Source organism: Actinoplanes regularis, assembly GCF_900188005.1.
Classification (GTDB): domain Bacteria; phylum Actinomycetota; class Actinomycetes; order Mycobacteriales; family Micromonosporaceae; genus Actinoplanes; species Actinoplanes regularis.
Map to the genome: position 1 here is coordinate 76,782 of NZ_FZNR01000008.1, position 14,728 is coordinate 91,509.

The window sequence follows — 14,728 nt, forward strand, 5'->3', positions numbered from 1 at the left end:
AAAACTACCCCAAACAGACATAGAATGCGGTACTGCGCAGATCAAGTACGCCAACGGGTGACGACAGGGGTGGTTGCGCCTCGCCGCACCCTCGCCTGACAAGCTCAGACCTTGTGACTGACTCCATCGACCTCGCCCGCCAGGTCCGCTCCGTGAGCCGCCTGACCGGCGAATTCACGCTCCGTTCCGGCCGCACCGCCACCGAATACTTCGACAAGTACCAGTTCGAGGCCGACCCGGTCCTGCTCGACCAGCTCGCCGAGCGGCTCGCCCTGCTCATCCCGGAGGGCACCGAGGTGCTGGCCGGCCTGGAGATGGGCGGCATCGCGGTGGTCACCGCCCTGGCCCGGCACGCCAAGCTGCCCACCGCGTTCGTCCGCAAGGAGGCGAAGAAGTACGGCACCGCCCGGCTCGCCGAGGGCGCCGAGGTGGCCGGCCGCCGCGTGCTCGTCGTCGAGGACGTGGTGACCTCCGGCGGCCAGGTGGTGATCTCCACCGGGGAGCTCCGCAAGCTGGGCGCGCACGTGGACCACGCGCTCTGCGTGATCGACCGTCAGGAGGGCGGCGCGCAGGCCCTGGCCGCCGAGGGCATCACCCTGCGGGCGCTGCTGAGCCGCGCCGACCTGGACGCCGCGGCGTCCTGACGCTTCCGGTTCGACGTGGCGCGTGCCAGCGCGCCACGTCGACGTGACGAGCCCGGCTCAGGGCAGCGCGGCCCGTAACACGTGGACCGCCCGGCCCAGCGTCTCCCGCAGCACGGCGAGCTCACGGGCCGACCACACCGGCTGGTACTCCTCCAGGCCGAACATCCAGGGCGCCTGGTTCGCCATCAGCTTGTCGTGGCATCTGTCCCGAAGGCCGCCCCGCTGGACGAAAGCCTGCCCCGTCGACCGGGCCACATCGATGCCCAGGTTCCACAGGTTCAAGGCGCTCTCGGTCGGGACGCCCAGGCGCTTACCTCGTACCCAATCCTGTGCCGGACCCAGATCGGCTGCGACCGGATCGTCGTCGCCCTCCGCCGCGCCGCCGTCCTCCGAATCGGAGTCCGCGGCCGCGGAATCGCAGCCGCAGGAAGCGGAGGCGGGCCCGCACCCGACCGGACCACACACGGGGCCCGCGGCGCCGGGCGTCGGCGAAGCCGGAGCGACGGCCTTGAGCGACAGCACCGGAAACGTCGCCTGGACCGCGGCGGCCGACTCGAAGGTGAGCAGGCGACCACCGCGGATCGCCACGCAGTCCTCGCCGTCGAGGTCCGGCCCCCACCAGAGCCATCGCTCGACCCCGTCGAAGACCAGGCCGGCCGGCTCCCCGAAGAGCGGCCCGGCATCGAAGCGCGGCTGGATCCGGATGGTGGGGCTGGGGTGGATCATGGTCACTTACTGAGCTCCGCGGCGAGAAGTTCGGCGGTCTGGACTGTGTTGAGGGCCGCGCCCTTGCGCATGTTGTCACCGGTGACGAAGAAGTCGAGCGCGCGCGGATCGTCCATCGCCCGGCGGATCCGGCCGACCCAGGACGGGTCGGTGCCGACCGCGTCGATCGGCATCGGGAACTCGCCGGCCTCCGGATCGTCGACCAGGATCACGCCGGGGGCGTTGCGCAGCACCTGCTGGGCGCCTTCCGCGGTCACCTCGGAGGCGAAGACCGCGTGCACCGCGATCGAGTGCCCGGTCACCACCGGCACCCGCACGCAGGTCGCGGAGACCTTGAGCGCGGCCACGCCGAGGATCTTCCGGCTCTCGTTGCGGAGCTTCAGCTCCTCGGAGGACCAGCCGAGCGCGGCGATCCGCCCGGCCCAGGGCACCACGTTGAGCGCCAGCGGAGCCGGGAAGGGACCCAGGTCGTCGCCGATCGCCTGCCGCACGTTGCCCGGGCGGGAGCCGAGCAGCCGGTCGCCGGCCACCTTGGTGAGCTGGTCGTGCAGGGTGTCCACGCCGTCCTGACCGACGCCCGAGGCGGACTGGTAGGTGGCCAGGACCAGCTCGCGCAGCCCGTACTCGAAGTGCAGCGGGGCGACCGCCATGATCATCGCGGCGACCGTGCAGTTGGCGCTGGAGAGGATGCCGCGCGGACGGTGCGCGATCACCTCTCGGTTGATCTCCGGCACCACCAGCGGGACGTCCGGCTCCATCCGGAAGACGGCCGAGTTGTCCACGACGATGACGCCCCGGGACGCCGCGATCGGGACCCAGTGCGCCGCCACGTCGTCGGGCACGTCGAACATCGCGACGTCCACGCCGTCGAACGCCTCGGCGGTCAACGGCTGGACCGGAAGGACCTCTCCGCGGCAGGTCAGCGTCTTACCCGAGGAACGGGAGGAGGCGATCAGCCGAATCTCGCCCCAGACGTCACGCCGGGACGAGAGCAGGTCGAGCATGACGGCCCCGACGGAACCGGTGGCTCCGACGACGGCGAGCGTTGGCCGCGCCATCGACGGGCTTACCGGCCGGTCCCGCCGTAAACGACGGCTTCCTCGTTGCCGCCCAGCTCGAACTGGTCGTGCACGGCGCGGACAGCGGTGTCGAGGTCGGTGTCCCGGCAGACGACCGAGACGCGGATCTCCGAGGTGGAGATCATCTCGATGTTCACGCCGGCCTCACCGATGCAGGCGAAGAAGGAGGCCGCGACACCCGGGTGCGAGCGCATGCCGGCGCCGATCAGCGAGACCTTGCCGACGTGGTCGTCGAAGAGCAGGCTCTTGAACTTGATCTGCTCTTTGATCTTGTCGAGCGCCGCCATCGCGCTCGGCCCGTCCGCCTTCGGCAGGGTGAACGAGATGTCGGTGCGGCCGGTGCCCTCGGTAGACACGTTCTGCACGATCATGTCGATGTTGATCTCGGCCTGCGCGACGGTCTCGAAGATCCGGCCGGCCGAGCCCGGCTCGTCGGGCACCCCAACGATCGTGATCTTGGCCTCGCTGCGGTCGTGCGCGACCCCGGTGATCAGTGCTTGCTCCACGTCAGGGTCCTCCATCGAGCCGGTAACGAGCGTGCCTTCTTTGTTCGAGTACGAAGAGCGTACGTGGATCGGCACCTTGAAGCGGCGCGCGTACTCCACGCATCGCAACATCAGCACCTTCGCCCCGCCCGCGGCCAGCTCAAGCATCTCCTCATAGGTGATCTTCTTGATGTGCTGGGCGTCGGGAACGATCCGCGGGTCGGCGGTGAACACACCGTCCACGTCGGTGTAGATCTCGCAGACGTCGGCGTGCAGCGCCGCCGCGAGCGCGACCGCGGTGGTGTCCGAACCGCCGCGGCCGAGGGTGGTGATGTCCTTGGTGTCCTGCGACACCCCCTGGAAACCGGCGACGATGGCGATCGCGCCCTCGTCCAGCGCGGTCCGCAGACGACCGGGGGTGACGTCGATGATCCGGGCCTTGCCGTGCACCGAGGTGGTCAGCACGCCGGCCTGGGAGCCCGTGTACGACCGGGCCTCGTAACCCAGGTTGTGGATCGCCATGGCGAGCAGCGCCATCGAGATCCGCTCACCGGAGGTGAGCAGCATGTCCAGCTCACGGCCGGGCGGCAGGGGGCTGACCTGGTTGGCGAGATCCATCAGCTCGTCGGTGGTGTCACCCATCGCCGACACGACCACGACCACGTCGTGCCCCGCCTTGCGGGCGGCGACGATGCGCTCGGCCACGCGTTTGATGCGCTCGGCGTTCGCGACTGACGAACCACCGTACTTCTGCACCACAAGAGCCACGGACAATCATTCCTTCGGTCACACGGAACAACGACGCCGGTCAGGGCAATCGCCACCACCCTAGCCGCGCGGGCTCGGAGCCTCGACAGACGATCCCAGAATCCGGCCGTTCCGGCGCGACACGCCGAACGGCATCGACCGGCGTGTCGCGCGGGACGGGCGGTATCGGGCGAGAATGGCACCGTGCACCCTCCCTCCGGATCCGGGCGTGGCCTGCCCGCGCTGATCGCCACCGCGCTGGTCCTCGGCCTGGCCGGCTGCGGCGACGACGGCACGCCGGACGCGGCCCCGGCCAGCTCGGCCCCGGTCACGGCCACCGGCGCGACCGCGGACGCGCGCAGCCAGCTCACCGGCCTGGCCGCGATCGCCCTGGACCGGAGGTACGCCGCGCTCTACGCCTTCACCGGCGACAACGGCGTCGCGCGCAACGTGGTCGCCACCGTGGCCGGCGACGGCAGCTGGCGGGTGGACATCGCGAACGGCGCGCTCGGCGGCACCGCGGACGTCTCGATCGTGCACAACCCGAACGGCGTCTACCAGTGCTCGCTCTCCATGTCCGGCACGCCGGTCACGCCCGGCTGTGTGCACGTGGCGACCAAAGGGGAGAAGGTGCCGAGCCGCTACGACCCGCGGGTGCAGCGGCTGTTCCGGCAGTGGCTGCCGGTCTTCACCGATCGCAACTCGGCGCTGTCGGTCTCCGCGGTGCGGCCGCTGGACGGTGCGCAGGGCGGTGCCTGCTACTCGGTCGACTCGATCTTCGCCTCCGGGGACGCGCCGGTCGATGTCGGCGTCTACTGCTACTCGGCGGACGGCCTGCTGACCGCGGCCCGCGTCGGTTTCGGCGTGCTCACCCTGGTCCGCCAGGTCGCCGCACCGCCCACCGTGCAGTTCCCCGGCCCGGAGGTGGGCGGGGAGGCGATGGGCATGCACGCGTCCTCGATCGAGTCGCCGGCGGCGTCGGGGGCCGCCGGTTGACCGCGGGGCATTCCCACGATCCGGTCGATAGGATGGCCGCCCTGATGTGGATCACGTAACGTGGTGTGCGACATGTGGCAGAACCTCATTCTTCGCTGCCGCGACGAGGCCCCAATTCCAGGCCGGCACCTCGTCGCGGAGGTGACGCGCGCCGCCTGCTCGTCTTCTTCCTGACTGGAGCAGTCACATGTCCGCCGAGAATCCCTTCACCACTCAGCGCCCGAGCTCGATGCCGTTCCAGCGGTACGAGGGGTATCAGAAGCAGTTCTCCATGCCCCTGATCGACCGGCAATGGCCAGGCCGGGTCGTCGAGACCGCCCCGCGCTGGTGCGCGGTCGACCTGCGGGACGGCAACCAGGCCCTGATCGACCCGATGTCCCCGGAACGCAAGCGGCGGATGTTCATGCTGCTGGTGAAGATGGGTTACAAGGAGATCGAGGTCGGCTTCCCGGCCGCCAGCCAGACCGACTTCGACTTCGTACGCCAGCTGATCGAGCAGGATCTGATCCCGGACGACGTCACCATCCAGGTCCTGGTGCAGTGCCGTGAGCACCTGATCGATCGCACCTTCGAGTCGATCCGCGGCGCCAAGCGCGCGATCGTGCACTTCTACAACTCGACCTCGACGCTGCAGCGGCGGGTGGTCTTCGGCCTGGACAAGGACGGGATCACCGATATCGCCACCACCGGCGCGCGGCTCTGCCAGAAGTACGCCGAGATCCACACCCCGGACACCGAGATCTTCTACGAGTACTCGCCCGAGTCGTACACCGGCACCGAGCTGGAGTACGCCCTGGAGATCTGTTCCGCGGTGATCGACGTCATCGACCCGACCCCGGACCGGCCGCTGATCATCAACCTGCCGGCCACCGTCGAGATGGCCACCCCGAACGTCTACGCCGACTCGATCGAGTGGATGCACCGCAACCTGCCCCGCCGGGACAGCGTGGTGCTCAGCCTGCACCCGCACAACGACCGGGGCACCGCGGTGGCCGCCGCGGAGCTGGGCCTGCTGGCCGGCGCCGACCGGATCGAGGGGTGCCTGTTCGGCAACGGCGAGCGCACCGGCAACGTCGACCTGGTCACCCTGGGCCTGAACCTGTTCTCCCAGGGCATCGACCCGCAGGTGGACTTCTCCGCGATCGACGAGATCAAGCGCACCGTCGAGTACTGCAACCAGCTGCCGGTGCACGAGCGGCACCCGTACGCGGGCGATCTGGTCTACACCGCGTTCTCCGGCTCGCACCAGGACGCGATCAAGAAGGGCTTCGCCGCGCTGCAGGCCGACGCGGACGCCGCGGGCACCTCCGTCGACGACTTCGCCTGGGGCGTTCCCTACCTGCCGATCGACCCGAAGGACCTGGGCCGCACGTACGAGGCGGTCATCCGGGTCAACTCGCAGTCCGGCAAGGGCGGCGTGGCGTACATCATGAAGGAGGAGCACAAGCTCGACCTGCCGCGGCGGCTGCAGATCGAGTTCTCCGGCGTGGTGCAGCACCGCACCGACGAGGAGGGTGGCGAGGTCTCCCCGCAGCAGATGTGGGACATCTTCGCCGCGGAGTACCTGGTCGAGCACCAGATCGCGACCGCTTTCAAGGTCGAGAGCTACAGCACGGCCACGGTGGACGGCAAGGTCGAGATCGACGTCGAGGTGTTCCACCGCGGCGTGCGGCGGCCGCTGACCGGCGTCGGCAACGGCCCGATCGACGCGTTCACGCAGGCCGTCGAGCCGCTCGGGATCAAGGCACGGGTGCTGGACTACCAGGAGCACGCGCTGACCTCGGGTGGGGACGCGCAGGCCGCGGCGTACGTCGAGGTCGAGGTCGGCGACCGCGCGTTCTGGGGTGTCGGCGTCGACGCCAACATCGTCAGCGCCTCGATCAAGGCCGTCACCAGCGCGATCAACCGCGCTCGTTGATTCACTCCGCCGTGTGCCGCCGAGAGGCGGCACACGGCGGACGCCTTTACGCTGAGTTGGTGCCCCCCGCTCGATGGTTCCTCCCGCTCCTGCTCGCCACCACCCTGACCGCCGGCTGCGACGTCGCTGACGCACGCTCCCCCGGCACCACGCCCGGTTCCAAAGACACCTCGACCTCGTCGAGTGGAGCCGAAGCACAGCTGAAGAAGCTCACCGTCGCGGACGCCGGCAAGATGACCGGCTACAGCCGGGAGAAGTTCCCGCACTGGCAGAGCACCGGCAAGAACTGCGACGTCCGCGACTCGGTGCTGGAACGCGACGGCACCAAGGTCAAGCTCTCCGGATGCAACGTCGTCGCCGGCACGTGGAAGAGCCTCTACGACGACAAGACCCTGACCTCGCCGACGCAGGTGGACATCGACCACATGGTCCCGCTCGCCAACGCCTGGCGCTCGGGTGCCATCGCGTGGACCACCGAGCAGCGCAAAGCGTTCGCCAACGACTTGGACCGCCCGCAGCTGGTGGCGGTGTCGGCCGCTTCCAACCGGTCGAAGGGTGACCAGGACCCGTCCACTTGGAAGCCGCCGGCGAAGGACGCCTGGTGTTCCTATGCCGAGGACTGGGTGGCGGTGAAGACTTACTACCAGCTCACCGTGACCCAGAAGGAGAAGGAAGCCTTGCAGGACATGCTGGAGACCTGCCGATGACCGGACCCGCACAGAGCAGGACCACCGACATCGTGCCGGGGCCGGGCGGCGTGATGACCGACGAGGTCGGCGTCGTGACCGGCGACCTGACGCTGCGCAGCGAGCTCACCGGGAAGGAGGTGGCCCTGCGGGTGCAGTACAAGGACGCCGAGGAGTGGTACACCGTCACCGGCGGCAGAGCGACCATCGCCGACCCGGCCGACCTGGAAGCCGTGCACAACATCGCCGTGGGGCTGCTCCACCGCCCCGAAGGTTGATCGACGCGAATGCAGATCGCCCGAGATCAGGTGGTCCTGATCTCGGGCGATCCTGCGATGTTCGTACCTGATCTGCGGTTTTTGAGGATCAGGCCGGAGTGGCGGCCGGAGCCCGGCCGGCGACCGCCTCGTCGTCGACCACCGGGAAGTGGCAGGCGGTCAGGTGCGAGTCCGGGTCGTCCAGCCGCTGCACCAGCGGCGGCTCCTCGGTCGCGCAGATGTCCTGCGCCTTCCAGCAGCGGGTGCGGAACCGGCAGCCGGAGGGCGGGTTGATCGGGCTCGGCACGTCGCCGGTGAGCAGGACGCGGCCGCGCTGCGCGCTGTCACGCCGGACCGGGTCGGGCACCGGGACCGCGGACATCAGGGCCACCGTGTACGGGTGCCGCGGGTTCTTGTAGAGATCGTCGCGGTGCGCGATCTCCATGACCTTGCCGAGGTACATCACGGCGACGCGGTCGGAGATGTGGCGGACCACCGACAGGTCGTGCGCGATGAAGACGTAGGTCAGGTCGAACTCGCTCTGCAGGTCCTCCAGCAGGTTGACCACCTGAGCCTGGATCGACACGTCGAGCGCGGAGACCGGCTCGTCGGCGATGATCAGCTTGGGTCGCAGCGCGAGCGCGCGGGCGATGCCGATGCGCTGCCGCTGACCGCCGGAGAACTCGTGCGGGTACCGGTTGTAGTGCTCCGGGTTGAGCCCGACCAGCTCCAGCAGCTCCTGCACGGCCTTCTTCAGACCCTGCGGGGTGGGGATCTTCTGGATCTGCAGCGGCGCGGAGATGATCGTGCCGATGGTGTGCCGCGGGTTCAGCGACGAATACGGGTCCTGGAAGATCATCTGGACGTCACGGCGCAGCGGCCGCATCTGGGTCACCGACTTGTGGGTGATGTCCTCACCCTCGAAGACGATCTTCCCGCCGGTCGGCTCCAGGATCCGGGTGAAAAGTCGCCCGGCTGTCGACTTGCCGCAGCCGGACTCGCCAACCACGCCCAGCGTCTCGCCCGCCACCACGTTCAGGTCGATGCCGTCCACCGCGCGGACCGCGCCGACCTGACGTTTGAACAGCCCCTTCGTGATCGGGAAGTGTTTCTGCAGCCCGGTCACCTCGAGCAGGTTCTCGCTCATCGTTCTCTCTCTTCCCCGCTCAGAGGTTCGGTGCCACTTCTTCCTTGAAGATTTTGGCGCGCTCTTCGGCCGGCAAGTGGCAGGCGACCGCGTGCGCTCCACCGGTCAGCACCGGCGTGTCCGTGAAGGACCTGTCGCCGTTGCGGCCCGCGTACGGGCAGCGCGGGTGGAAGGCGCAGCCGGACGGCAGGTTGATCAGGCTCGGCGGCGAGCCCTTGACCGGGGTGAGCCGGTCCCGGACCTCACGGTCCAGGCGGGGCATCGAACCGAGCAGACCCCAGGTGTACGGGTGCTGCGGCCGCTGGAAAAGGTCGACCGCCGCGCCACGCTCGATGATCTTGCCGCCGTACATCACCAGGACGTCGTCGGCGAGTTCGGCCACCACGCCCAGGTCATGAGTGATCATGATGACCGCGGAGTGGAACTCCTGCTGCAGATCCCGGATCAGGTCCAGGATCTGCGCCTGCACGGTCACGTCCAGGGCCGTGGTCGGCTCGTCGGCGATCAGCAGCTTCGGGTCGTTGACCAGCGCCATCGCGATCATGGCACGCTGACGCATACCCCCGGAGAACTGGTGCGCGTAATCGTTGAACCGGCGCGACGGCTGCGGGATGCCGACCCGGGCCAGCATGTCGATGGCCCGCTCGCGCGCCGCCTTCTTGCTCACCTTGGGGTTGTGGACCCGGTACGCCTCGACGATCTGCGCACCGACCGTGTAGTACGGGTGCATCGCGCTCAGCGGGTCCTGGAAGATCATCGACATCTTGCCGCCGCGCAGCGCACGCACGTCCTGGTCGGACGCCGTGACCAGCTCCTGGTCATCGAGCCAGATCTGGCCGCTGACCTTCGCGTTGCTGCGCGTGCGGTGCAGACCGAGCAGGGCCAGCGAGGTGACGCTCTTGCCGGAGCCGGACTCGCCGACGATGCCGAGCGTCTTGCCGGCTTCCAGCGAGAAGTTCGACTCCGTGACGGCCTGCACGATGCCGTCGTCCGTCTCGAACCGGACGGTGAGGTCCTTGACCTCGAGGAACGGGCGTGGGGTGACCGAAGACAACTCTCTCTCCCTCAGGCCAGCCGCACGCGCGGGTCGATGAGGCCGTAGACCAGGTCGACGACCAGGTTGGCGATGACGATGAACCCGGCGGCGATCATTGTGACGCCCAGGATCACCGGCAGGTCGTTGCCCTGGATCGCCTGAAGGGCTTGATATCCCAGCCCTCGAAGGTTGAACACCTTCTCGGTGAGGACGGCGCCACCGAGCAGCGCGCCGAGGTCGAGACCGAAGACGGTGACGATCGCGGTGAGGCCCGAACGCAACGCGTGCTTGCCGATCACAACACGCTCCGGCAGGCCCTTGGCCCGGGCGGTGCGGATGTAGTCCTCGCCGAGCGTCTCGAGCATGTTCGCCCGGGTGAGACGGGCGTAGGTGGCAGCGAAGAGGAACGCCAAGGTGATCCAGGGCAGCAGCAGCTGGGTGAACCACTCGCTGGGACTTTCGAGGAACGGCACGTACTGCCCCTGGGGCAGCCAGCCCAGCTGGTACACGAAGATCGCCGAGGCGATCAGGCCGGTGAAGTAGATCGGCATGGAGACACCGAACAGCGCGGCGCTCATCACCGTTCTGTCCAGCAGGCTGCCTCTTCGTAGTGCGGAGATGACACCGGTGGAGACGCCGATGATGAGCCAGAGGATCGCGGCTCCGAGCGCCAACGACAGGGTCACCGGCAGGACGCTCATCAGCAGCGGAGTCACCTCCTGCTCGGTCTTGAACGAGTAACCGAGGCACGGGGCGTCGCAGTGCGTGACCTCAGGTCCGCTGACGTAGTCCCGGCCGGCCACCAAGCCCTTGAGGAACTTGCCGTACTGCACCAGGACCGGGTCGTTGAGACCCATCTTGACCCGGATGCCCTCGATCGAAGCGGCATCGGAGGTCTTGCCGATGTAGAGCAACGCCGGGTCGCTGCCGGTGATTTTCGGAACCATGAAGAAGATGCCGAAGGTCACGAGTGAGACCACAAGCAGCGTGAGGACGGCGTTGATCAGCCGCCGGATGAGGTAAGCCAGCACGACTTTCGGCCAAGAGACAAGCGGGCGTCGATTGCGAGAACCGACGCCCGCCCGCCGCGGGCGGCCTTCACCAACCCTTCGAATTACCCGTTCCGGTTACTTGTCACTTGCCGTCGTTGACGCCGAGGGCCTGGAAGTCCAGCATGCCGAAGGCGTCGTGAATGTAGGCGTTGGTCAGCCGCGGGTTGCGGTAGTTGAGCGCCTTGTCGACCACGAACGGCAGGTAGTACGCGCCTTCCATGATCTTGTGGTTGATCTGGCTGTAGATCTCGGCGGCCTTGGCCGGGTCGGTCTCCAGCTGTGCCTGGTCGAAGAGCGCGTCGATCGACGGGTCCTTGATCTCGGCCAGGTTGTAGTTACCGTTCTTCGGGATGAAGCGGCTGTCCGACAGCGGCTGCATGTAGCCGGTGCCGGTCGGGTAGTCAGCGCCCCAGCCACCGATGATGATGCCGTAGCCCTTGGCCTTCACGTTGTCCGGCGAACCGGTGATGGAGGCCTGCTGCGCACCGTCGTACTGCTCGATCTTGGCGTTGATGCCGGCCGGCTTGAGCGCGGCCTGCAGCGCCTCGGCGGACTTGACCTCGGCCGGCTTGTTGTTACGCACGGCGATGGTCACGTCGAAGCCGGTCGGCTTGCCACAGGCGGTGAGGGCCTTCTTGGCCTCCTCGACCTGCGGCTTGCCGGGCAGACGGTTGAACGGGTCGTACTTGGGGTCCGAGCCCGCGATGTTCGGCGGGAGCATGCTGGTGCCGATGTCGCCACCCGCGATCGGGCCACCACGGGCCGCCTGGATCGAGGTCGGGTCGGCGGCGTAGATGATCGCCTTGCGGCACTCGATGTTGTCCAGCGGGGCCACCGAGGTGGCCAGACCCGCGTACCGGAGGAAGCCGGTGACCGGGGTGTCCGCGTTCGCCTTCAGGGCCGGGTCCTGGAGGATCTTGGTGCGGGTGGCCGCCTGGACACCGGTCTGACCGGCGTCGGCGTCCACGGTGCCGGCGATCAGGCGGCTGTCCATGTCCTCGGCGTTGGTCGTGACCGTGAAGGTGATCTGGTCCGGCAGCGCCTTACGGATCGGGTCGGTCGCCGGGTCCCAGTTCGGGTTCCGGACGAAGATCGCGCCCTTACCCGGCTGGATGCTGCCTTCCTTGAACATGTACGGGCCGGAGGCGGCCGGCGCCGTGGTGTACTTCGCGCCGGTGTCCCGCTTCTGCGGCACCGGGCCGGAGCCCGGCATGGCCAGCAGGTACATGAAGTCGGCGGACGGCTTCGAGAGCTTGAAAGAGATCGTCGAGTCGTCCGGGGTGGTCACCGACTTCAGACCCAGCTTGTTCGGGTCGCTGTCCTTGTACGGGCCCTTGTACTCGCCCTTCGGGTCGAGCACGGCGGGCAGGTAGACCGGGCCGCCGGAGATGACGTCGGTGGCCCAGACCCGCTCGATGCCGTACTTGATGTCCTTCGACGTGATCGGGGTGCCGTCGTCGAACTTGAGGCCGCTGCGCAGCTTGAAGGTGTAGTTCAGCTTGTCGGCGCTGATCTCGGGCATCGCCTGCGCGAGGTCGGGCTTCAGCTCCAGCCCGGCCTTGCCCGGGGTGGCGGCGTATTCGACGAGCTTACGGGTGTAGAGCCGGTTCAGGTTCCACACGAACGCGTAGTAGCCGCGGGCCGGGTCCCAGAAGTCGGCGTCCTGCGCGCCCCACAGGTTCACCGTGCCGCCCTTGGCGGTGGACGGGTTCACGACCTCGGTGATCGCGAGGTTGTAGGCGGACTTGCCACCGCTCGCGCCGTCGGTCTTCTTGTCATCGCTCTTCGAACCGCCGCAAGCGGCGGTCGTAAGGCCGAGTGCGAGCGCGACGCCGGCCGCCGCGATCGCCCTAGTGTTCCTGGACACCTGTTCTCCTACCTCCTCGAACAGCGGAACCTGACGGTCCGCGAAACATGCGATGTTCCAGCCGCCCTGCGAATCAGCGGGCCTTCGGGTCGAGCGCGTCGCGCAGGCCGTCACCGAAGAGGTTGAAAGCCAGCACCGTAATGAAGATCATTCCGCCCGGAATGATCATGTACATCGGGTCGGTCTGGTAGGTGCTGATCGCGTCCGACAGCATGCCGCCCCACGACGGGTTGGGCGGCGGGATACCGACGCCGAGGAAGCTCAGCGCCGCCTCCGTGAGGATGTTCGTGGGGATGATCAGCGTGGTGTAGACCAGGATCGGCGCCGCCAGGTTCGGCAGCAGTTCGCGGAAGAGGATCCGCGGCGACCGGGCACCCATGCTGCGGGCCGCCTCGACGAACTCACGCTCGCGCAGCGACAGCGTCTGCCCACGGACGATCCGGCCGATGTACGGCCAGCCGAAGAAGCCGATCACACCGACCAGCACCAGGATCCGCGACCAGCGGCCGTCCAGCCCGAGAATCGAGTAGGGCAGGACCGAGACCAGCGCGATCGAGAAGAGCAGCTGCGGGAAGGCGAGCAGGAGGTCCATCACCCGGCTGATCATCGAGTCGATCCAACCGCCGAGGAACCCGGCGGCGGTGCCGAAGATGACACCCAGGATCGTCGACACGAACGCCGAGAGGAATGCGACCGTCAGCGAGGTCTGGGCGCCGTAAACGACCCGGCTGAACACGTCCCGGCCGGAGGTCGGCTCGACGCCGAAGATGAAGTCGGAGCTGATCCCACCCCACGGCTTGATCGGTGTGCCGAAGGTCGGGTCGATCTGATCGATGTGGTACTCGTCGATCGGATGGCCGAACAGCTTGGTCAGCAGCGGCGCCAGAATCGCCACGACAATCAGCAGGAGGACGACAATTCCGCCGCCGACCGCCACTTTGTCCTTCTTCAGGCGGCGCCACGCGATCTGCTTCAGAGAACGGCCGGCGATCGCCTTTTCGGCGGGCCCCCGCACCTCAGCCGCGTCGGCAGTCGGTGCCGACGTCTCGTCGGTGACCGACGCTTCTGGGCCAAGCGACATCTGTTTCGCCGGTCCTCTCCCGGCCACCGTGCAGCAGAGAGCCCACGGTCACCCGGCGCGTGGTACACGGAAACTCCCACGGCCCGGAGACGATGGCCCACGCTGCGAGCGGTAAACCGATCGGTTATCGCATGCCTCGAGTGCCGCCCTCGCCGAATCCGACCCAGATCGGGACGGGATCACGAGGGCACCTGATGACGGGTGTGGCCGCCATCGAGAGGAACATTCACCTAGTGCACCGCTCGGGTCAAGCTCACTGACCGCACACGGGTGCTTCCGTGTCTCCCTCGTGATGTCACCGTGACCTAGACGCCGAACAAACGGAAGGTACCGCGTAAGGGGCTCGCAAGTGGCCAATCCGGGCTAAACAGCTGGCATCGCGTTACCCGAGCATTACACGGTGTAAATTCTAAATTGCTCGGCGGCCCTCAAAAGCCCTACCGAGGGTTATCTCGTCCGCATACTCCAAGTCACCGCCGACGGGAAGACCGCTCGCAAGTCGGGTGACGGCGATTCCCATCGGCTTCACCAGCAGCCCCAGATAGGTCGCGGTCGCCTCGCCCTCGGTATTCGGGTCGGTCGCCAGAATCAGCTCCTGGACCTCGCCGGTGCCGAGCCGCATCAACAGCTCCCGGACCCGGAGATTGTCCGGCCCGACGCCCTCCAGCGGATTGATCGCGCCACCGAGCACGTGGTACCTGCCGCGAAACTCGCCGGTCCGCTCGATCGCGACGACGTCCTTGGGCTCCTCGACCACACAGAGCACCTCGTTGGTACGCCGCGGATCACGGCAGACACGACACTGCTCGGCCTCGGCCACGTTGAAGCAGGTGGTGCAGAAGCGCACCAGCTCCTTCACCTTGCGCAGGGCGGTGGCCAGCCGGTTGACGTCGGCCGGGTCCGCGGACAGGACGTGGAAGGCGATGCGCTGGGCCGACTTCGGGCCGACACCCGGCAGCCGACCCAGCTCATCGATCAGGTCCTGGATGGCACCTTCGTACACGGGA

The 14,728-nt window shown here is 67.9% G+C and carries 14 protein-coding genes; 5 read left to right on the plus strand and 9 right to left on the minus strand.

Going from position 1 to position 14,728, the window contains the following annotated elements:
- Positions 1-113: 113 nt before the first annotated feature.
- Positions 114-644: an orotate phosphoribosyltransferase gene (gene pyrE / locus CHC09_RS21775; protein ID WP_089295022.1), complete on the plus strand. Its 531-nt coding sequence runs from the start codon at positions 114-116 to the stop codon at positions 642-644.
- A 57-nt stretch (positions 645-701) separates the two neighbouring features.
- Here the strand turns inward: pyrE and CHC09_RS21780 are convergent, their stop codons facing one another.
- The 3 genes from CHC09_RS21780 to CHC09_RS21790 are packed head-to-tail and all read right to left on the minus strand — an operon-like array spanning position 702 to position 3,702.
- Positions 702-1,376: a hypothetical protein gene (locus tag CHC09_RS21780; protein WP_143232457.1), complete on the minus strand. Its 675-nt coding sequence runs from the start codon at positions 1,374-1,376 to the stop codon at positions 702-704.
- Positions 1,373-2,428: an aspartate-semialdehyde dehydrogenase gene (locus CHC09_RS21785; RefSeq protein WP_089295024.1), complete on the minus strand. Its 1,056-nt coding sequence runs from the start codon at positions 2,426-2,428 to the stop codon at positions 1,373-1,375. The genes CHC09_RS21780 and CHC09_RS21785 overlap by 4 nt, the downstream gene beginning before the upstream one ends.
- Before the next feature lie 8 nt (positions 2,429-2,436).
- On the minus strand, positions 2,437-3,702 hold the full coding sequence (locus tag CHC09_RS21790) for an aspartate kinase (RefSeq protein WP_089295025.1): 1,266 nt from the start codon (positions 3,700-3,702) through the stop codon (positions 2,437-2,439).
- A gap of 183 nt (positions 3,703-3,885) precedes the next feature.
- On the opposite strand from CHC09_RS21790, the gene CHC09_RS21795 reads away from it, so the two are divergent.
- From CHC09_RS21795 to CHC09_RS21810, 4 genes are all read left to right on the plus strand, one after another.
- Positions 3,886-4,677: a hypothetical protein gene (locus CHC09_RS21795; protein WP_089295026.1), complete on the plus strand. Its 792-nt coding sequence runs from the start codon at positions 3,886-3,888 to the stop codon at positions 4,675-4,677.
- A gap of 187 nt (positions 4,678-4,864) precedes the next feature.
- Positions 4,865-6,595 carry a 2-isopropylmalate synthase gene (gene leuA / locus CHC09_RS21800; RefSeq protein ID WP_089295027.1) on the plus strand — a complete coding sequence of 577 codons (1,731 nt, stop codon included), beginning with the start codon at positions 4,865-4,867 and terminating at the stop codon, positions 6,593-6,595.
- 59 nt (positions 6,596-6,654) lie between these two features.
- A complete protein-coding gene (locus CHC09_RS21805) occupies positions 6,655-7,302 on the plus strand; it encodes an HNH endonuclease family protein (protein WP_239138415.1) in 648 nt (215 codons plus the stop codon).
- Complete coding sequence (locus CHC09_RS21810; protein ID WP_373871933.1) at positions 7,215-7,559, plus strand: hypothetical protein; 345 nt, start codon at positions 7,215-7,217, stop codon at positions 7,557-7,559. Before CHC09_RS21805 ends, CHC09_RS21810 begins: the two co-directional genes overlap by 88 nt.
- Before the next feature lie 88 nt (positions 7,560-7,647).
- Here CHC09_RS21810 and CHC09_RS21815 read toward each other — a convergent pair whose 3' ends face one another.
- The 6 genes from CHC09_RS21815 to recR form a co-directional block, all read right to left on the minus strand.
- Positions 7,648-8,685: an ABC transporter ATP-binding protein gene (locus CHC09_RS21815; protein WP_089295029.1), complete on the minus strand. Its 1,038-nt coding sequence runs from the start codon at positions 8,683-8,685 to the stop codon at positions 7,648-7,650.
- A 19-nt stretch (positions 8,686-8,704) separates the two neighbouring features.
- Positions 8,705-9,739, minus strand: a complete 1,035-nt coding sequence (locus CHC09_RS21820; RefSeq protein ID WP_089295030.1) for an ABC transporter ATP-binding protein — start codon at positions 9,737-9,739, stop codon at positions 8,705-8,707.
- 11 nt (positions 9,740-9,750) lie between these two features.
- Positions 9,751-10,752: an ABC transporter permease gene (locus CHC09_RS21825; RefSeq protein WP_089295031.1), complete on the minus strand. Its 1,002-nt coding sequence runs from the start codon at positions 10,750-10,752 to the stop codon at positions 9,751-9,753.
- Positions 10,753-10,855: 103 nt separating this feature from the next.
- Entirely contained in the window at positions 10,856-12,640 is a 1,785-nt protein-coding gene (locus tag CHC09_RS21830; RefSeq protein WP_089295253.1) for an ABC transporter substrate-binding protein, read from the minus strand.
- A gap of 73 nt (positions 12,641-12,713) precedes the next feature.
- Complete coding sequence (locus tag CHC09_RS21835) at positions 12,714-13,721, minus strand: ABC transporter permease (RefSeq protein ID WP_089295032.1); 1,008 nt, start codon at positions 13,719-13,721, stop codon at positions 12,714-12,716.
- A gap of 409 nt (positions 13,722-14,130) precedes the next feature.
- The gene (recR, locus tag CHC09_RS21840) at positions 14,131-14,724 is read right to left on the minus strand and encodes a recombination mediator RecR (protein ID WP_089295033.1); all 594 of its coding nucleotides are present in this window, start codon (positions 14,722-14,724) and stop codon (positions 14,131-14,133) included.
- Positions 14,725-14,728: the final 4 nt, after the last annotated feature.

Bases quoted from the DNA above. Each gene is read 5' to 3' on its own strand.
- CHC09_RS21785 (WP_089295024.1), bottom strand. From the start codon at position 2,428: ATGGCGCGGCCAACGCTCGCCGTCGTCGGAGCCACCGGTTCCGTCGGG.
- leuA (WP_089295027.1), top strand. From the start codon at position 4,865: ATGTCCGCCGAGAATCCCTTCACCACTCAGCGCCCGAGCTCGATGCCG.
- CHC09_RS21815 (WP_089295029.1), bottom strand. From the start codon at position 8,685: ATGAGCGAGAACCTGCTCGAGGTGACCGGGCTGCAGAAACACTTCCCG.
- CHC09_RS21835 (WP_089295032.1), bottom strand. From the start codon at position 13,721: ATGTCGCTTGGCCCAGAAGCGTCGGTCACCGACGAGACGTCGGCACCG.